Annotated in this window: 19 protein-coding genes and 1 pseudogene; 19 read left to right on the forward strand and 1 reads right to left on the reverse strand. The window is 40.8% G+C overall.

Annotated features, from left to right (window positions below):
• The first annotated feature begins 56 nt into the window (after window positions 1–56).
• The 7 genes from LK416_12855 to LK416_12885 all read left to right on the forward strand — a co-directional run bounded on the left by LK416_12855 (window position 57) and on the right by LK416_12885 (window position 6,347).
• Window positions 57–302 carry a hypothetical protein gene (locus LK416_12855; GenBank protein UEA75936.1) on the forward strand — a complete coding sequence of 82 codons (246 nt, stop codon included), beginning with the start codon at window positions 57–59 and terminating at the stop codon, window positions 300–302.
• A 16-nt stretch (window positions 303–318) separates the two neighbouring features.
• On the forward strand, window positions 319–531 hold the full coding sequence (locus tag LK416_12860; protein UEA74531.1) for a hypothetical protein: 213 nt from the start codon (window positions 319–321) through the stop codon (window positions 529–531).
• Between the two features lie 112 nt (window positions 532–643).
• The gene (locus tag LK416_12865) at window positions 644–1,975 is read left to right on the forward strand and encodes a TrkH family potassium uptake protein (GenBank protein ID UEA74532.1); all 1,332 of its coding nucleotides are present in this window, start codon (window positions 644–646) and stop codon (window positions 1,973–1,975) included.
• Window positions 1,976–1,985: 10 nt separating this feature from the next.
• A complete protein-coding gene (locus LK416_12870; GenBank protein UEA74533.1) occupies window positions 1,986–2,633 on the forward strand; it encodes a TrkA family potassium uptake protein in 648 nt (215 codons plus the stop codon).
• Between the two features lie 35 nt (window positions 2,634–2,668).
• Window positions 2,669–2,887 carry a hypothetical protein gene (locus LK416_12875; protein UEA74534.1) on the forward strand — a complete coding sequence of 73 codons (219 nt, stop codon included), beginning with the start codon at window positions 2,669–2,671 and terminating at the stop codon, window positions 2,885–2,887.
• 72 nt (window positions 2,888–2,959) lie between these two features.
• The gene (locus LK416_12880) at window positions 2,960–5,653 is read left to right on the forward strand and encodes a sensor histidine kinase KdpD (protein UEA74535.1); all 2,694 of its coding nucleotides are present in this window, start codon (window positions 2,960–2,962) and stop codon (window positions 5,651–5,653) included.
• On the forward strand, window positions 5,646–6,347 hold the full coding sequence (locus LK416_12885) for a response regulator transcription factor (GenBank protein UEA74536.1): 702 nt from the start codon (window positions 5,646–5,648) through the stop codon (window positions 6,345–6,347). Before LK416_12880 ends, LK416_12885 begins: the two co-directional genes overlap by 8 nt.
• Before the next feature lie 24 nt (window positions 6,348–6,371).
• On the opposite strand, the gene LK416_12890 is transcribed toward LK416_12885, so the two are convergent.
• Complete coding sequence (locus tag LK416_12890) at window positions 6,372–6,692, reverse strand: hypothetical protein (protein UEA74537.1); 321 nt, start codon at window positions 6,690–6,692, stop codon at window positions 6,372–6,374.
• A gap of 270 nt (window positions 6,693–6,962) precedes the next feature.
• Here LK416_12890 and LK416_12895 point away from each other — a divergent pair, with 270 nt between their 5' ends.
• The 12 genes and pseudogenes from LK416_12895 to LK416_12950 all read left to right on the forward strand — a co-directional run bounded on the left by LK416_12895 (window position 6,963) and on the right by LK416_12950 (window position 17,928).
• On the forward strand, window positions 6,963–8,396 hold the full coding sequence (locus LK416_12895) for a phospholipase D family protein (protein ID UEA74538.1): 1,434 nt from the start codon (window positions 6,963–6,965) through the stop codon (window positions 8,394–8,396).
• Window positions 8,375–9,085 (forward strand): response regulator transcription factor, encoded by a 711-nt coding sequence (locus LK416_12900; protein UEA74539.1) that lies wholly within the window; start codon window positions 8,375–8,377, stop codon window positions 9,083–9,085. The genes LK416_12895 and LK416_12900 overlap by 22 nt, the downstream gene beginning before the upstream one ends.
• Window positions 9,085–10,128: a HAMP domain-containing histidine kinase gene (locus LK416_12905; GenBank protein ID UEA74540.1), complete on the forward strand. Its 1,044-nt coding sequence runs from the start codon at window positions 9,085–9,087 to the stop codon at window positions 10,126–10,128. The genes LK416_12900 and LK416_12905 overlap by 1 nt, the downstream gene beginning before the upstream one ends.
• Window positions 10,129–10,161: 33 nt before the next feature.
• Window positions 10,162–11,226 (forward strand): FUSC family protein, encoded by a 1,065-nt coding sequence (locus tag LK416_12910; GenBank protein UEA74541.1) that lies wholly within the window; start codon window positions 10,162–10,164, stop codon window positions 11,224–11,226.
• Window positions 11,216–11,788: a CDP-alcohol phosphatidyltransferase family protein gene (locus LK416_12915; GenBank protein UEA74542.1), complete on the forward strand. Its 573-nt coding sequence runs from the start codon at window positions 11,216–11,218 to the stop codon at window positions 11,786–11,788. The genes LK416_12910 and LK416_12915 overlap by 11 nt, the downstream gene beginning before the upstream one ends.
• A gap of 170 nt (window positions 11,789–11,958) precedes the next feature.
• Complete coding sequence (locus LK416_12920; protein ID UEA75937.1) at window positions 11,959–12,162, forward strand: hypothetical protein; 204 nt, start codon at window positions 11,959–11,961, stop codon at window positions 12,160–12,162.
• A 53-nt stretch (window positions 12,163–12,215) separates the two neighbouring features.
• Window positions 12,216–13,229, forward strand: a complete 1,014-nt coding sequence (locus LK416_12925) for a DUF4238 domain-containing protein (GenBank protein ID UEA74543.1) — start codon at window positions 12,216–12,218, stop codon at window positions 13,227–13,229.
• Between the two features lie 98 nt (window positions 13,230–13,327).
• A pseudogene (locus LK416_12930) lies at window positions 13,328–14,032 on the forward strand (phage tail tape measure protein).
• Between the two features lie 231 nt (window positions 14,033–14,263).
• Window positions 14,264–14,551, forward strand: a complete 288-nt coding sequence (locus LK416_12935) for a hypothetical protein (GenBank protein ID UEA74544.1) — start codon at window positions 14,264–14,266, stop codon at window positions 14,549–14,551.
• Window positions 14,552–14,590: 39 nt separating this feature from the next.
• Window positions 14,591–15,070 carry a GNAT family N-acetyltransferase gene (locus LK416_12940; GenBank protein UEA74545.1) on the forward strand — a complete coding sequence of 160 codons (480 nt, stop codon included), beginning with the start codon at window positions 14,591–14,593 and terminating at the stop codon, window positions 15,068–15,070.
• Window positions 15,071–15,271: 201 nt separating this feature from the next.
• Window positions 15,272–17,164, forward strand: coding sequence for a hypothetical protein (locus LK416_12945; protein ID UEA74546.1), 1,893 nt, complete (start codon window positions 15,272–15,274; stop codon window positions 17,162–17,164).
• A gap of 158 nt (window positions 17,165–17,322) precedes the next feature.
• Entirely contained in the window at window positions 17,323–17,928 is a 606-nt protein-coding gene (locus LK416_12950; protein UEA74547.1) for a TetR/AcrR family transcriptional regulator, read from the forward strand.
• Window positions 17,929–18,004: the final 76 nt, after the last annotated feature.

The raw sequence follows: 18,004 nt of genomic DNA on the forward strand, positions 1-18,004 counted from the left end.
AATTACAAATATTGAATATCCCTGCCTTTTATTTTTCTATTCAAGGAGGTGCCTATATGTTAAAGATAAGGCTTCAAGGGACAAAAAATGACATACGCTGGTTTGTACGTTTACTTCAGAGAGATAAGCGATTTGACGTGAATAATGTTTCGACTTTTTTCGATAATGTTGGAACAGATAAATATAAACGTGTGTATGCAGAAGTATCAAGAAAGAAAAAGGATTCTGGTAAGAAACCAAGTAACGTTATGCAGGTAGAAGAAAAATGCCACTATGTAGGAAGTGGCATGGTGATTCGATAGAAATGGAGGTACAGACTTGAAAGTACAGGAGGGATACCGACTTGGCAGCATTGTTCGCAGAGATTTTTGCCCTGCGTTACAAATAGATGCAGATTCCGAGCAGGTTGTAACTTCAATGCTGAATCAGAATTTTGTCCCCATCGTTGATGGCCGGAATGCTCTATGCGGGATTCTGACAAGGAAACGGCTGATTGAATTTCTGGCACAAGCTCGTGATAAAAAAGAATAAGTCCTGCATCTTTAGACGGTCTTAATACAGATGCGCATTCTCTTTTACTTTCTTTACTCCCTTTGATTTATAATTAAGGGCACATAAAGGGGTATAAAGGAGGATTGCAGTTATGGGAGTAGTGTTGTTAAAAAGGAAGTTGACTTCGTTTCAAATTATCATCCTCGGGTTTTCCGGTGTGATCCTTTTCGGCACCTTCCTTTTAATGTTGCCGTTTTCCAGCCGAAGCGGACTGGCAACGCCTTTCTCGGATGCATTGTTTACTTCTACCTCAGCAGTTTGTGTAACCGGACTCATTATACATGATACGGCAACATACTGGTCGGCCTTCGGCCAGTTTGTCATTTTACTGCTGATTCAGATTGGAGGCATGGGGGTTATTACCATAGCCGCATCTTTTGCAATGATTTCCGGTCGGAAGATTTCTTTGATGCAGCGCTGTACCATGCAGGAGGCGATTTCAGCGCCAAAGGTAGGGGGAATCGTTCGCTTGACTGGCTTTATCGTCAGGGTGACACTGGTGATGGAACTGCTGTGTGCAGCCGTGATGGCGCCGGTGTTTTGCCGTGATTTCGGGAAAAAGGGACTTTGGATGGCACTGTTTCATTCCGTGTCCGCTTTTTGTAACGCAGGCTTTGATCTATTGGGTGTGCGCACTCCCTTTTCCTCCCTGACCAGCTATGCAGCAAATCCAGTCATAAACTTTACTATTATGTTCTTAATTGTGTTTGGAGGCATTGGCTTTCTGACTTGGGATGATATTCGGACAAATCGATTGCATTTGCACAAATATCGGATGCAGAGTAAGGTGATTCTTTGTACCACAGCGGTTTTATTGATCGTTCCGGCAATTTACTTTTATTTTTTTGAGTTTGCTGATCTTACCCGAAAGGAACGGCTTTTATCTTCTCTTTTTCAAGCTGTGACACCACGAACGGCGGGTTTTAATACGGTGGATTTAACTGATTTGAGTGAGGCCGGACAATTTATCACCATTGCGCTGATGCTGATCGGCGGTAGTCCCGGGTCTACCGCAGGCGGTTTGAAAACAACAACCATTGCTGTTTTGCTTACTACTGCGATTTCTACCTTTCGGCGCAGAGAAAATGCCAACCTCTTTGGACGTCGCATTGATGATGATGTCGTAAAAAATGCAGCGACAATTTCGCTTATGTATATCACGCTATGTTGTACCGGTGGGCTTATCATCAGCGTTTCCGAAGGACTTCCCATGCTTACCTGCCTTTTTGAAACTGCCTCAGCTGTTGGCACAGTCGGCCTGTCCCTGGGAATTACGCCGGAACTGAATCTGCTCTCACGGAGTGTTTTGATTCTGCTGATGTTTTTTGGACGAGTCGGTGGCCTTACATTAATTTTTGCGGCCTTGTCCAGTGCACAAAAGAAAGTTTCAAAACTACCAAAGGAAAAAATAACAGTAGGATAAAGGAGACATTATGAAATCAATTCTTCTAATTGGTCTGGGGCGATTTGGAAAGCATATTGCCCTGCACTTAAATCATTTGGGCCATCAAGTGATGGCGGTAGATACTTCGGAGGAACGTGTAGAGGCTGTTCTGCCCCTTGTTACCAATGCACAGATTGGAGACAGTACGAATGCCGATTTCTTGGAATCTCTCGGTGTTCGCAACTATGATGTATGCATTGTGGCCATCGGCAACAACTTTCAAAGTTCACTGGAAACAACTTCTCTGCTCAGTGAATTAGGAGCGAGGTTTGTAGTTTCCAGAGCTGCAACTGATGTTCAGGAAAAATTTTTGCTGCGTAACGGTGCAAATGAAGTAGTCTACCCGGAAAAACAGCTCGCAAAGTGGACAGCAATCCGTTACAGTGCGGATCACATTCTCGATTACATAGAACTGGATGAAAATCATGCCATGTTTGAGATTCCCATTCCCAAAGATTGGGCGGACCATTCGATTGGAGAGCTTGATATTCGTAAAAAATTCAATATTAACATTATGGGAATCAAGAAAAGCGGCAAGCTGGAGTTATCTATTACTTCAGACACAGTGCTGAAAGCAGGAGATACCATGTTGGCGTTAGGAAGTAACAGAAATTTGCAAAAGTGCTTTCATACTTGATTTTAAGAAAAATCAAAGGAATTGGGGGTGAATCCATGCAGGATGTTATTTTACTTGTAAGTACATCAGCCATATTTATTTTTGGGGATTTTCTGATGAATAAACTGGATGTTTTTCTGGAAAACAATTTTGAGCCGATTACCCAGAATCAAATCACACAAATAGCACTATGGAGGGATTCCAAAAAATTACCTGTCGTCGATTTTTTCATTGGATGCCTGAACAAATTTGCCGTGGATCAGTCGCAGATGTAGGCTTTGACGTTGTGTGTTATAATATTGAAAAAGGAAATCGCTTTTACTTGAGTGACAGATAGGAGGGTTAAAATGGAACTGCCAAGACAAGATCCGGATCAGCGTCTTCGTGTGATCCGTAACGATGCATCCACTAAGAAAAGCGGAAAACTCAAAATCTTTTTCGGTTATGCCGCAGGTGTCGGAAAGACCTATGCCATGCTTCAGGCGGCTCATCAGGCTAAGGAGCGTGGCATCGATGTGGTTGCTGGATACATAGAACCCCATGCCCGACCCCAGACGATGGCACTTCTGGACGGTTTGGAGCAGCTTCCTGTGAAACAAGTTGCTTACGAAGGAATGACCTTTCGTGAATTTGATATTGATGCTGCACTCAAGCGAAATCCTCAGCTCATACTGGTGGATGAGTTGGCCCATACCAATGCCGAAAGCAGTCGGCACACGAAGCGGTATCAGGATGTTCAGGAACTGCTAAATACTGGAATTGATGTCTATACGACTGTAAATGTCCAACATATTGAGAGTCTCAACGATACAGTAGCCTCTATCACCGGAATTCTTGTGCGGGAGCGTATTCCGGATTCCACCTTTGATCAAGCAGATCAGGTAGAACTGGTGGATATTGAGCCTGCGGAGTTGCTGGAACGACTGGCAAGTGGAAATGTGTACCGGGAAGATCAGGCGCAGCGGGCAACAGTTAATTTTTTCACGCTGGAAAATCTCACCGCATTGCGGGAAATCGCCCTCCGTCGGTGCGCTGACCGGGTGAACTTGCTGACGGAAAGCGCCAGAGTACAGAGCCGAGGCGATTACCATACAGACGAGCGCATTCTGGCATGTCTTTCCTCGTCGCCATCCAACGCAAAAATCATTCGGACTGCTGCAAGGATGGCAAGAGCCTTTCGGGGAACATTTACCGCTCTTTATGTGGAAACGACAAATACAGCGGCGATGAGTGACGATGATAAAAAACGTTTGCAGGATAATAAGCGTCTGGCTCAGCAACTTGGCGCTGCGATTGAGACAAGTTATGGCGATGACGTGCCTTATCAGATTGCGGAATTTGCCCGTCTTTCCGGCATCTCAAAAATCGTAATTGGACGAAGTACCATTGCACGAAAGAATATTTTCAGCAAGCCCACCTTGACGGAACGCCTGATTTCCAGCGTACCTAATCTGGATATTCATGTGATACCGGATGCCAGCACAGGAACCAGCTATCAGGAAAAAAAGAGTAAGGCGCAGGTAGATGCGATGCCCCTGCGTGATGTTCTGAAGAGTATAGCTGTATTGCTGGTAGCTACACTAATTGGCTGTGGCTTTGACGCTCTTGGGTTCACGGAGAGTAATATTATCGCAGTTTATATATTAGGCGTACTTGTGACCGCTGTAATCACAACCAACCGACTGTGCGGGATTCTGACCTCGGTTGTCAGTGTGCTGGTTTTCAATTTCTTTTTTACCACTCCGAGACTGACATTCCATTTTGACGATCCGAACTATATTATTACCTTTACCATTATGTTTATAGTAACACTGCTTTCCGGATCTCTCGCTACCCGGCTGAAAGAAAATGCGAAACAATCTGCCCATACAGCTTACCGTACAAAGATTCTTTTTGAAACCAACCAGCTTCTGCAAAAAGAGCAGGATGAGAATGCGGTAATCACCGCTACGGCAGGGCAGCTCATGAAGCTGCTGAAAAAAGATATTGTGGTCTACCTGTCTGATGGTAAAGAACTTGCCACCCCTAACGTTTTTCGTGCTGTTAATAGCATTCAGGAAGATTTAATTTCTGAGAACGAGAAAGCAGTCGCCGATTGGGCCTTCCGAAACAATAAACACGCCGGTGCCACAACAGATACATTATCCAGTGCAAAGTGTTTATACCTTGCGATTCGGGTTAACCAGAATGTATATGGAGTAGCTGGTATTGCTGTGAACGGTACTCCATTGGACTCTTTTGAAAATAGCGTGCTTCTTTCCATTCTTGGCGAGTGCGCATTGGCGCTGGAAAACATCAAAAATGCCAAGGAGAAGGAGGAAGCGGCTGTCCTGGCACAAAATGAACAACTTCGTGCCAACCTGCTGCGGGCAATCTCCCATGATCTTCGGACGCCTTTGACAGCGATTTCCGGCAGCGCAGACAATTTGCTTGCAAATTATAAAAAAATGGACGATGCACTACGGGAGCAGACCTTTACTGATATTTATGACGATTCCATGTGGCTAATCAATCTGGTTGAAAATTTGTTAGCAGTCACACGAATTGAGGGCGGACAGGTCAATCTAACTCGGAGTATCGAACTCATGGATGAGGTCGTTTCTGAAGCGCTGAAGCACATCAACAGAAAAAGTAAAGAACACACCATTCGTGTGACCAGCGGTAAAGACTTTATCCTTGCCCTCATTGACGCGAAGCTGATCGTTCAGGTGATTATCAATTTGGTTGACAACGCCATCAAATATACCCCTGTCGGTTCAGTAATTGAAATACACACCGATCAAAAAGAGCAATGGGTCACGGTTTCCGTTTCCGACAACGGCCCTGGGATTCCCGATGAGCAGAAACCCCGTATTTTCGATATGTTTTATAGTGGGGCCAATAAAGTGGTCGACAGCCGCAGAAGCCTTGGATTGGGGCTGTCCCTCTGTAAGTCCATTGTGACCGCCCACGGCGGCACGATTTCCGTATCAGACAATCAGCCAAATGGCACTGCTTTTAAATTTACATTACCTGCAGAGGAGGTAGAACTTCATGAATAAACCTTTGATATTAGTGGTTGAGGATGACCCGTCTGTACGAAATCTCATTACGACCACTTTAAAAACAAATGATTATCGTTATGTGGTAGCACCTAATGGCTCGGCAGCCATTATGGAGGCCACATCGCACAATCCTGAAATCATCTTACTGGATTTGGGCTTGCCGGATATGGATGGCATTCAAGTCATTCAAACGGTTCGCTCTTGGTCCAATGTTCCGATTATTGTAATCAGCGCCCGAAGCGAGGATAACGATAAAATCAAGGCGCTGGATGCCGGAGCGGATGATTATTTGACAAAGCCCTTTTCGGTAGAAGAACTGCTGGCACGACTTCGGGTGACGCAGCGAAGACTCTCTCTGATGACGGCAGAGATGTTTACTGCCAGTTCTGTATTTGTGAATGGTAAGTTGAAAGTGGATTATGCCGGGGGATGCGCTTATCTGGATGAAAACGAACTTCACCTGACACCCATTGAGTATAAGCTGTTGTGTCTGCTGTCCAAGAATGTCGGCAAGGTACTGACCCATACCTTTATCACACAAAATATCTGGGGCCGCAGTTGGGATAACGATGTGGCTTCGCTGCGGGTATTTATGGCAACATTGCGAAAAAAACTGGAGCCAACAGAGGAGTCTCCACAATATATTCAAACACATATTGGTGTGGGCTACCGTATGATGAAAATAGAATAACGCTATAAGGACGGCCAGTGTTCTCTATGAAAAATAGACGATTGAGTTTCGGATTGCCCTAATCATTTTTTGATTTTTAGGAATAAGCACTCCAAACACAAAACCGTTGCTATTTAACAGCGATGATTTGCGCTTGAGATGTCGCGGCGGTTGAAACCAAACATTTCTGCCGCCCTCCTCCTCCGGGCAAGTATAACATTGCATCGGCATTATCGTTCCATGTAATTCAGTATAATAATGGCTGTTCTTGGCGCGCCAGTTTTCCCTCACGGAAATCTGGCGTTTTTTGTTGCCATTTTTTCGGAGGTGACCCGGTTGCCTGCCGGTGTCGGTCTCCGCCTCCATTCGATTCACCCGTCAATCATCCGTGAATCGAAATGGAGGTACATAATGAAGAAAATTAACCTTCGGGAACTTTATCCTGAAGTTTATACAAGTAGGAGAAGAAGTTTATATCAGTATGATAAATAAAGCTGAAAAATATTGTTGGTTTATGACGCCATATCTAATCATAACAGATGAAATGACGCATGAAAAATAAATTTTGTTGAGGTTAAATTGAGATTGACTTTGTATTGTATAAGTATGAAATAAAAAGGAATCAGGTGATGTACAATGATAAAGCATAAAATATGTAAAATCCTTCTTGTTATACTGGCAATTTTTTTATGTGTGGTTTTTTATGAATTGCTCGGAATCTGCGTTGCATATAAAAAGCAGCCGGAAGTGTCCAATACAACCAAAAAAGAAACAATAAATGGGTCATGGAACGAATGCAGTGAAAATACAGAACGGGCAGTAATCATAGAAAAGAATCCAGAAGCGCTTTTACAAAGAGTGCGTTTGATTAAGAATGCAAAAAAGGAAATTATTCTTTCTACTTTTGCATTTCAATCCGATGAAAGTGGAAAATTGATTTTAGGAGCACTGCATGATGCGGCAGACAGAGGTGTACATATTCGTCTGTTAGTAGATGGAATGGAGAGCTGGATTGATATGGAAGGAAATCCGTATTTCTATGGATTATCTTCCCATGAGAATGTTGAAATTAAACTGTATAATAAGGCCAATCCGTTGAAACCGTGGAAAATGATGGGTAGAATGCATGATAAATATTTGATTGCAGATGGAAAGAGATATATTCTTGGGGGAAGAAATATACACAATTATTTCCTGGGTGATTTTCCGGGACATAAGAACTATGACAGAGACGTGTTAGTGGTTTGCGATGAACCTGAGAAAGAAAATTCAGTTAACCAGTTGTCAGAGTATTTTGAAACCATATGGAATCAGGAAGACAGTGGTTATTTTCATAACAATAAAAAACTGGCAAATAGAAAATCTGTAAAGAACGCAGTTTTAGAGCTGCAGAACAGCTATCAGAAATATTTTGAGGAGAATAAGGAAAGAATCTGCGAGACCGATTATACGGACGAAACTTTTGAGACAGAAAAGATTACATTAGTGTCAAATCCTATTCACACAGGTTCCAAAGAACCAGTAGTGTGGTATCAGTTGGGAGAATTGATGAAAAATGCAAAAAATCGTGTGAAGATCCACACGCCATATATTATCTGTAATGATATGATGTATAATACATGGGAGGAGATTGCAGAGAACGTTTCAGATTTTTCTATCATGACAAATTCAGTTGCGAATAATAGGAATCCATTTGGGTCTGCCGATTATGCGAAAAACAGAAATAGAATCTTAAGTACAGGAATTAATATCTGGGAATATGAAGGCGGTTATTCATACCACGGAAAAAGTATTCTGATTGACGATGATCTGTCTGTAATCGGTTCCTTTAATATGGACATGAGAAGTGTATATCTGGATACGGAACTGATGCTTGTAATACGCAGTAAAGATATTAATAAACAGTTGGAAGAGGGCATGATGGAATATGAAAAAGTGTCCCGCCAGATATTAGAAGGCGGAACTTATAATGATCCATATCATGTAGAGCCAATCGAATTAACAAAGAAACGTCAGAGAAAAATATTTTTGGTACAGCATCTGCTTGGATGGGCAAGGTATCTGTTTTAATAAGGAGGAAGGAAAACGTGTTTCAAATATTGATTGTAGAAGATGATAAAGAATTAAGCCAGCTATTCCAAAAAGTGCTTGAGAAGAATGGATATCAAGTCAAAAGTGCATCGGATGGAGCACAGGCATTAGAAGTATTGGATAAGGAATATATTGATCTGATCATTTCTGATATTATGATGCCGGTTATGGATGGCTATGAACTGGTGTCAGAACTTCGTTCAGCAGGATATCAGATACCAGTGCTTATGATCACTGCGAAAGGTTCCTTTGATGATATGCGTCAGGGATTTTTTTCGGGAAGTGATGATTATATGGTAAAACCGGTAAATGTGAATGAAATGGTTTTAAGAGTCGGAGCACTGCTTCGCCGTGCACAGATATTGAATGAACACAAAATTGTGATCGGTTCAACAGAGTTTGATTATGATGCAATGACGGTTACAACTGATAAGGAAAGTCTTGTTTTACCTAAAAAACAATTCCTGCTTTTATATAAGCTTGCAGCTTCGCCAGGCAGAACATTTACAAAACAACAGTTGATGGATGAAGTATGGGGATACGAGACGGAGGCAGACCCACATACAATAGAGGTACATATAGGAAGACTCAGAGAGCGTTTTAAAGATAACCCAGATTTTGAAATCGTAACAATGCGTGGAATTGGATACAAGGTGGTGAAAAAATAATGGAACAAAAGAAAAAAAAAGGATTGCGGATCCGATCCTGTCTGACTGGTGCAATCTGGCTTGCACTTGTATTTTCAACAGTCATATCTGCTTTATTATTTGCTTTTTTGAATCATTTTTTTAATCTGCCGGGCAGCATACCTGTGCTTGGCTGGCTTTTGATTTTCAATACATTGATTGCAGGGCTGATCACTTCCTTTATCAATGCAAAGTTACTGGAACCAATTACCAGACTTAGTAAAGCAATGAAGGAAGTTTCTCAGGGAGATTTTGAACAGCATTTGGAAACGAACAGCCGTATAGCAGAAGTTGGAGAATCTTATCAAAGTTTTAACGTTATGACAAAAGAACTTCGTGCAACAGAGGTGCTGCAGATGGATTTTGTATCTAATGTTTCTCATGAGTTTAAGACCCCGATTAATGCCATTGAAGGATATACAATGCTGCTTCAGGGAGAAGAACTGTCTCCGGATCAAGAGGAATATGTAGAAAAAATCTTATTTAACACCCAAAGGCTTTCCGGATTGGTTGGTAATATTTTGCTGTTATCCAAGTTAGAGAATCAGAATATACCAATGAAAAAAACGGAATATCGTCTGGATGAACAGATCCGCCAGGCATTTCTTTCATTGGAAACAAAATGGACAGAAAAAGAAATTGGTTTTCAGGTAGAATTGGAGGAAGTTAAATATACTGGGAATGAAGGACTTTTTATGCATATCTGGATAAATCTTTTAGATAATGCGATTAAGTTCAGCCCTTCAAAGGGGACAATTACGATGTTTCTGAAACAAGAACAGGATTCTGTTAAGTTCATTCTGGAAGATGAAGGACCAGGAATAGAGGATGATGTAAAATCCAGAATATTTGACAAGTTCTATCAGGTAGATGGATCTCATAAAGCAGAAGGAAATGGCCTAGGTCTTGCACTTGTAAAACGGATTGTAGATAGTGCCGGAGGAACAATCAAAGCAGAAAACCGTGAATATGGTGGATGCAGATTTGTTATAGAGCTGCCAAAGCAGAAAGATGAGATTATATAGTTTTAAGATAAATTAGAAGATAGGAGGATTTATATGACATTTTATCAGGAGTTGCAGTTAAATCAGGCAGGTTCTAAAAAACTGTTGAAAGAGAGTGAAACACTAAAAGAAAAATTATATCATATGTGGGTATATCTGGTGAAGATAGCTGTTACAATGGCATTTTGTTTTTTCTTTGTTAGTATGTTCAGCATCCTATTTGGAAATGAGAACAGCATTGTAGGTGTAGTAGTCTTATTATGTCTCATGGTGTTTAGAAATGCGGATCTGGGGATCCACACCGGACAATCTACGATGCTTTTGGCTTTGTTCTTTGTAATTATGACTGTATGTCCGCATTTAGCAAATCAGTTTTCACCGGTATTGGGAATGCTGTTAAATATTGCGGCACTGGCTGTGTTGATTCTGTTCGGATGCCATAATCCACTCATGTTTAATCAATCTACATTGGTTCTTGGGTATCTGCTGCTATATGGTTATGATGTTACGGGAAAAAGCTATCAGATGCGATTAGTCGGAATGGCTTTAGGTGCAGCACTTACCTGCTTCGTATTTTATCGAAATCATAAAAACAGAACTTATAAAAGAAATCTGAAAGATCTGATACAAGAATTTGATATCACTTCTTCCAGAACAAAATGGCAGATATGTCAGATTTTATGCGTACCGATTGTCCTTTGCATTGCAGAACTTTGTAATATGCCACGTGCAATGTGGGCTGGTATTGCGGCCATGTCCGTGATTTTGCCGTTTATGGAAGATATGCACTACAGAGTCCGTAAAAGGATTGTCGGAAATATTGCAGGTGTTATATGTTTTACAGTATTATATTTTCTGCTTCCTTCGTCAATCTATGCATATATAGGAATTCTTGGTGGAATCGGTGTAGGATTTTCAGCACAATATGGCTGGCAGGCAGTATTTAACACATTTGGTGCTTTAGCCATTGCTGCAGAGACTTATGGACTACAAGGAGCGGTTAGTCTTAGAGTGATTCAAAATGTTTTTGGTGTTGTGTTTGCTTTAGCATTTTGTGTTATATTTTATTGGTTTATGTCTAAAAAAAAGGAAAGTGAGGTGACCGTACATGCAGAGTGAAGTGAATCAGGAAGAAAATTTGAATAGAATTATTACGGTTCCTAATCTTCTTTCTTTTTTTCGGCTTTGTCTGATTCCGGTAATTATATGGAGTTATTGTGTAAAGAAAAATCCTCTGTTAGCTGGTGAAATCTTATTGCTGTCTGGTCTTACGGATCTTGCTGATGGATATATCGCAAGAAGATTCCATAGGATTAGTAATTTAGGAAAAATACTTGATCCGGTGGCTGATAAGCTGACACAGGCAGCGATGTTAATCTGTCTGTTTACTCGTTTTCCGCATGTGCTTCTTTTAATCGTAATAATGGCAGGTAAAGAGTTGTATATGGTAGTCAGTGGATGTCTTGTGATACGAAAGACAGGAAAAGTATATGGTGCAGACTGGCATGGAAAGATAGTAACCTTTTTATTATATGGAACTGCAGCGGTGCATATTATATGGTTCCACATTACACCGATGGTATCAGATCTATTGATTGGTTTGTGCGCTATAATGATGGTCATATCGGTCGCTCTGTATATTATCCAGAATACCAGGACTCTTAAGGGAGAGACTGTATAAGCAATTTTATATTGCAATGACTAGAAAAATATTTAGGAGAAGATAGATATAAACAGTAAGTCAAACACACAAACTATGGAGTCTTTAGTCGGTTTAATAAAATTTTAGATTCTCTATTTACCAGGTTCTTCCACAGCTGATTGAACTCTGGGGACTGAATGTAAAAACGGATGTTGAATCTAAAAAAAGTTCGCCCAACTGAGCGTGAAATGACAACCCCATTGTTTCTGCTTCGATGTGTGCAGTTAGGCTTATCGATGGCAGATCTTGATATGCTGTCGATAGGTCTTATCAATGATATGTATGCAGAGAGCAGAAACGATGATTGCAAATATGCAGAACTAGCAACGCAGGAAGATTTCGACAAGTTTTAATGGTAATAATTATTAATAATATGTTATACTCAAATCAGTAAAGAGGTGATTATATGGTTAATAGCCATTTTATTCCTCAACTCATTTTGAGACATTTTTGTGAAGACGAAAAAATCCAGTATTATGATTTGAATTCAGGGAATATAGAGTCCAAGAGTACCAAATCAGTATTTTCCGAAAAAGGGTATTATCCTGAGAATATTGAGAAAGACTTATGTCACAAGATAGAGGTTCAGTTTGCTAATATATTGAACAACAAAATTCTTAAAGAAAACTACAATATTGCTTTAACATCAGAGGACTTATTAACAATAAAGAAGTATTTAATTATTACGACTTTAAGAGTTAAGGATGAAAATATGGAGCATAATCTCTGGTATAAGACCTTAAAAAGAGATGGATTTATTTTTGAGAATGACCCATTTAAGGATATATTCAGTGGTGATTTCTACGAAAACATGAATAAGATTTTAGAATGTCAAAATAAGGAAGAGTTGGTTAGGATAGCAAATAAAGGCGAGAACATGAATCTTTTTAATTATGTGAAAGATGTTGTTTTTTCGTATAATGTATTTGTAAGAACAAACAATAGTAAAGAGGATTTAATTATTACTGATAGAGGATGGGCTGCATATATGGGACCTATTGGTGTAAGAAAGATGAACGCACTAATGCAAAGTGGTCGGATTGAAGATGCTATGTTGCTTCAAATGGTATCACCGCAAGATTATGGTATATTTCCTTTATCAAGGAATATGGCAATAATTACAATGAGTCCTGCATATAAACAGCACTTAAAGGGTTCAGGTACAAGGATAATATATCCGCCACATGCCCCAACTTTATCTGCGTGTTTGGGATTTGGGAGTGAAGATACGATAGAACCACCTACAAATAAATTTTTAAAATCTGGTGCGATGGTGTATCAATATAAAATTAAACAGTTAGTAAAAAGAGATGTTATCTTTTTGAATTCATTGTTACTAGATTATGCGAATCAGTTTTTTGGCTATGCAAATGCAGATAAAGTAAGATCAAGTTTGAAGGAAAAGAATATTGATATTTAGTTGAGAGCATCAATCCTTAAGTGGGTTGGTGCTTTTTCTTGCTCGGAGAAATCCGAGCATTTTTATGTCAAAATTTAGGAGAGAGGAGGTGAGAATTCATGGCAAGCCGTATACAAGGAATTACCGTAGAAATTGGTGGTGATACAACCAAATTACAGAATGCCCTTAAAGGTGTGAATGGACAGATCAAGTCCACCCAGTCGAAGCTGAAGGATGTTAACAAACTGCTGAAACTGGATCCGGGCAATACGGAACTTCTGGCACAAAAACATAAACTGCTTGCTGAGGCCGTTGGTGAAACGAAAGAAAAACTGGCAACCTTAAAGACGGTAGCAGAACAGGCAAATACAGCACTTGCCAATGGAGAAATCTCACAGGAACAGTATGATGCCCTTCAAAGGGAAACCGTAGAGACGGAGCAGGATTTGAAGAACCTTGAAACACAGGCAAATCAGTCAGCTACGGCAGTCCAGAAGATAGCCACAGCCGGAGAAAAGTTAAAGACCACAGGAGATAACATTTCCTCTGCCGGACAGAAACTATTACCCGTTACAGCAGGGGTGACTGCTCTTGGAACCGCATCGGTTACTACGGCTGCCAATTTTGAATCTTCCATGTCACAGGTACAGGCAACAATGGGAATCACAAAAGATTCTATGTCAAAGGTAAACGGTCAGTCAGTGAATACAATGGATACCCTTTCTAAACTGGCAAAGAAGATGGGTGCAGAAACTGCATTCTCTGCATCAGAGTGTGCAGAGGCTCTTAATTATCTGGCTCTTGTAGGATATGACACACAGCAGATCTAGAAGGTTGGTTAGGTTTCCAACATTGACCTTGTGGTAACTTTGGACAGGAAAAGGAAACATAACAAGTAAAAATATCTGTTAATATAAAGAATACTACAGAATAAATTTAAACAGGTTTTACCGACAATGAAATGTTGGTAGAACCTGTTTTCAGTTTTGAGATGACCTGTGTTATAATGAATATTAATTTATTTATAGTTGCAAAAGAAAAAGGAGATGCATAACATGTGGTCTGTGACCAGAATAGATGAAGCAGATTATGGCTGCGAGGAGCGGATGCCCGGGGAACCGCTTCTGGTGCTGGTAACAATCGAAAGTGACGATGGCAGAATGTGCCGGTTTGAGTGTGCGGAGAACTGGCTCCTGCAACAGGGCATAGATGAGGGTGATGAATGGCCGGAGGATATTGAACAGGTGGAAGCGGACAGAGAACAAATTGACCGGATGAGCGAGTGGATGAACAAATACTATGAAGCCGTAGAGGAAATGGAAGACCTGTTTGATGCAGAGTGAATAAGTAAACGAAGAAAGACAGAAAAGAGAGGACTTACCATGCAGATAATGAATGCAACAGAAGAAGATAAAGATGAACTGCTGGCTTTATACCATGCGATGATCGGGGGACCATGTGAGTGGAGCGAGACATACCCGGATGAGAACACGATCGCATTTGACCTTAAGAATGAAGACCTGTTTGTGATGAAGAACGATGCGGGAGAGATCATTGCGACGATCTCAATCGACCATGACGATGCCGTGGAGTCGCTCACCTGCTGGCATGAGGATCAGGCACCGTCGGGAGAATTGTCCAGACTCTGTGTAAGAAAGGATATGCAGGGACAGGGAATCGCAAAGCAGATGATGAATTATGCCGGTGATGTGTTGAAGAACAGGGGCATGAAAGGAATCCATATTTTGGTTCGGGAAGGCCATGTGGTAGCACTCTCGACATATGCAAAGATCGGGTTTAGAACTGTCGGGGAATGTGATCTGTTTGACAAACATTTCATTTGTATGGAGAAGAAATTCTAAGACAAATTACGGACATAAAAATTATATCAGTCAGGAAATATAGCACTGCGTTCCGGTGTTTGCCGCAACGCCTCAAACTCGCTATTTTCCTGACTTTTTTCATGATTTTTCTTGTCTGAAACGCTTGTGGAATCAGGTGCTTTTTGATAGAATGACTGCAAATAACTTCCCTGGGGAGGGAAGCAGATGGAGGACAAAATTATGAGGAAAAAATTAGGGATTTTTCTAAGTTTATGGCTGTGTATCAGTATGATATGGTTGCCATTTGCCAGCACACAGGTAAGGGCTGCAGAAACCAACATGGCAACATTGAATTTTATCGGGGCATCTATTGAAAATGGAAAAGCGACCTTTGCTGTTGATGATGCCTATAAAGTAAGGCTGACATTATGTACGAGAGATATTGTTATGGACAGTTACACAAATTGTCCGATCAATGGAAATAACATGCAGATCGATCTGTCAGATAAAGAATATTATCTGAAAGCAACTACCGTTTTGGATGTTTCCTCGCCAGATGACCTGCTTGGAATCTCAAGTGTGAAACTTCAGTTATATATCAATGATGAATCGTATGATATCAGCTCGAATCCTTATGTAAAATTGGATACAAACCGTTTTAGCGGTAATCTGAATTTCAGAATAGAAAAAGTATCAACGCCTCCGAACCCCGGTTACCCGGATGATATTCAGATCATGGGAACCTATGATGGATTTGGAATGGAAATTTATCTGAATTCAGCGAAGATCGGAGCTGAGAGCAGTCAGATACAGGGAACTGGCAAGGGATATGCGTCCGGTGAAATCTATAATCTGCTCAGGATCCAACTGGCATTTGGAGATGGAGATATCGGGACGGTCACAGTAAATGGAAAGGCAATCACATTGCCGGAAGGAACGAAGGATACAGTGGAATTCACGATTGCGCCTGCCAGTGAATATGTGATCGAAGTTACAAAGAAGCCGACGATCATACCAAGAACTATTATATGGGCCAAAGATAAAACAGGTAATAATGGATTGAAAGATTATGAGCTGTTAAAGAATGGAACGCTTGAGATCCTTGAGATCAAAAATCCGGACGGAACATCGATTGGTTTAGATGGTGTTAAGCAGGACACCAATTATGGATGGGCAAGTGTTATACCGAGTTCAGAAATTATTCTCCGGGCAGTACCGGAATATGGATATCAGCTTGGATCGATAACGATAAATGGTCAGTCTTTAACGCCTTTGTCAGATGCATCTACATTTTCATATACAATGCCGGATGAAAATGTACATATCAGCGGCATATTTACAAAGGCAGAAGATCAGGTAGAGCTTAAGACAGATAAAGTGAAAAAAGCATTGATCCAGCTTGCAGAAAATGAGATCACGTCAGGAAACAATAGACTGACGATCAAGGATGCAGTTCTCACACAGCAACAGCTTGAGGCTTTTAAAAAGGCAGCAGGTGATTATCACATCACCGGGTATTTTGATATCAAGCTGGCACAGATCCTGTATAAGAATACAGTAGCAAATTTGTGGGTAAATAATATAGAGACATTGAAGAAACCGGCAAAGGTATCCCTTCAGATAGAAGCCGACTGGGAACCTGCAAACAGTGAGCTGGCAGTTATTCATGAGAAAAAGGATGGAACCTATGAGATTATTCCTGCTTCTTTTGATGTGGCAACTAAAATGGTGATGTTCCAGACAGATGGATTTTCAAATTATGCAATCGCATATAAGAAGGTTGAGACGACAACAGAGGATCAGACAGGAGCAACGACTGAGGATCCATCGGAGGATACGACCGGGGATGTAACAGAAGCTTCAACAGAAGAAACAACAGAACCGGAAACAGAGACCACAACCGGAGAGACAACAGAAGTTACGACGGAAAATTCTTCAGAGGGCACAACAACAGACCGTACAGAAGATGGAACAGGCAGCACGACACAGAGTGGTGATGGAGATACAACAGAAGTGAAAAAAGATGATAGGACAGCATCACCCAAGACAGGAGATGATATGAATCTGGCTGTGCTTTATATTCTGCTTGCAGTATCAGGAATGGGATGTCTGTATACGATCCGAAAACGGTAATCTGGTATTGGTAACAGGTATAGTAGTAGTTCTCTTATTTGAAAAATAATGTAGAACAAATTGTGTAAATAATCTTGACTTTTATAAAATAACAGCGTTACAATAACACTGTTATTTTATATTGTATATAAATGCAAATACTGATCAAGGTGTGGTTTATGAGAAAAGAATCAGAAGGTGTAACGGAAAATTTACTTGTCAGTGCCAGAAAGGAATTCTTACAATATGGATTCCATGATGCCAGCCTGCGGAGAATATCGGCAGATAGTGGAGTCAGCACGAATTCAATCTATACAAGATTTGGCGACAAGAGTGGCTTATTTACAGCGATCGTAAAAGAAGCCGCAGATGAGTTAATGGCGATTTATTCTGACAGCATAAAAAAAGCAGGAGAAGCGACAGATATCAGCCAGGCGGAGGGTGCCGGAGATGAAGGAACGGATCTTGTACTGGAATATATTTACAGACATCAGGAAGAATTCAAACTGATCTTCTGCTGTTCGGCGGGAACAGAATATGAGACATATTTTGACAGGCTTGCGGCAAAGGAAGAATACTATTATAAACAGTTTGTGAAGCAGTTTTCGGATGGAGGACATCCGATAGATGATTTTTTTATCCATGTATATTGCAGGAACGGATGGCAGTATGTGTATGAACTCATCACACATGATAAGAGCTATGAAGAGGCAAAAGAATTTATGGCAAATGTCAGAGCATTTAACTATGCGGGCTGGCAGGCGGTGATCGGAATGAAGTTCTGATAATAGGGACTGCTGCATGAAATACAACATGCATCAGTCCTATAAAAATAAACATGGGTTAGTAAATGCTAACTTT

Source organism: Lachnospiraceae bacterium GAM79 (assembly GCA_020735665.1).
In the GTDB taxonomy this organism is placed as follows: Bacteria; Bacillota; Clostridia; order Lachnospirales; family Lachnospiraceae; genus Coprococcus.

Bases quoted from the DNA above. Each gene is read 5' to 3' on its own strand.
- LK416_12855 (UEA75936.1), top strand. From the start codon at position 57: ATGTTAAAGATAAGGCTTCAAGGGACAAAAAATGACATACGCTGGTTT.
- LK416_12865 (UEA74532.1), top strand. From the start codon at position 644: ATGGGAGTAGTGTTGTTAAAAAGGAAGTTGACTTCGTTTCAAATTATC.
- LK416_12870 (UEA74533.1), top strand. From the start codon at position 1,986: ATGAAATCAATTCTTCTAATTGGTCTGGGGCGATTTGGAAAGCATATT.
- LK416_12875 (UEA74534.1), top strand. From the start codon at position 2,669: ATGCAGGATGTTATTTTACTTGTAAGTACATCAGCCATATTTATTTTT.
- LK416_12880 (UEA74535.1), top strand. From the start codon at position 2,960: ATGGAACTGCCAAGACAAGATCCGGATCAGCGTCTTCGTGTGATCCGT.
- LK416_12885 (UEA74536.1), top strand. From the start codon at position 5,646: ATGAATAAACCTTTGATATTAGTGGTTGAGGATGACCCGTCTGTACGA.
- LK416_12890 (UEA74537.1), bottom strand. From the start codon at position 6,692: ATGGAGGCGGAGACCGACACCGGCAGGCAACCGGGTCACCTCCGAAAA.
- LK416_12895 (UEA74538.1), top strand. From the start codon at position 6,963: ATGATAAAGCATAAAATATGTAAAATCCTTCTTGTTATACTGGCAATT.
- LK416_12900 (UEA74539.1), top strand. From the start codon at position 8,375: ATGGGCAAGGTATCTGTTTTAATAAGGAGGAAGGAAAACGTGTTTCAA.
- LK416_12905 (UEA74540.1), top strand. From the start codon at position 9,085: ATGGAACAAAAGAAAAAAAAAGGATTGCGGATCCGATCCTGTCTGACT.
- LK416_12910 (UEA74541.1), top strand. From the start codon at position 10,162: ATGACATTTTATCAGGAGTTGCAGTTAAATCAGGCAGGTTCTAAAAAA.
- LK416_12915 (UEA74542.1), top strand. From the start codon at position 11,216: ATGCAGAGTGAAGTGAATCAGGAAGAAAATTTGAATAGAATTATTACG.
- LK416_12920 (UEA75937.1), top strand. From the start codon at position 11,959: ATGTTGAATCTAAAAAAAGTTCGCCCAACTGAGCGTGAAATGACAACC.
- LK416_12925 (UEA74543.1), top strand. From the start codon at position 12,216: ATGGTTAATAGCCATTTTATTCCTCAACTCATTTTGAGACATTTTTGT.
- LK416_12935 (UEA74544.1), top strand. From the start codon at position 14,264: ATGTGGTCTGTGACCAGAATAGATGAAGCAGATTATGGCTGCGAGGAG.
- LK416_12940 (UEA74545.1), top strand. From the start codon at position 14,591: ATGCAGATAATGAATGCAACAGAAGAAGATAAAGATGAACTGCTGGCT.
- LK416_12945 (UEA74546.1), top strand. From the start codon at position 15,272: ATGAGGAAAAAATTAGGGATTTTTCTAAGTTTATGGCTGTGTATCAGT.
- LK416_12950 (UEA74547.1), top strand. From the start codon at position 17,323: ATGAGAAAAGAATCAGAAGGTGTAACGGAAAATTTACTTGTCAGTGCC.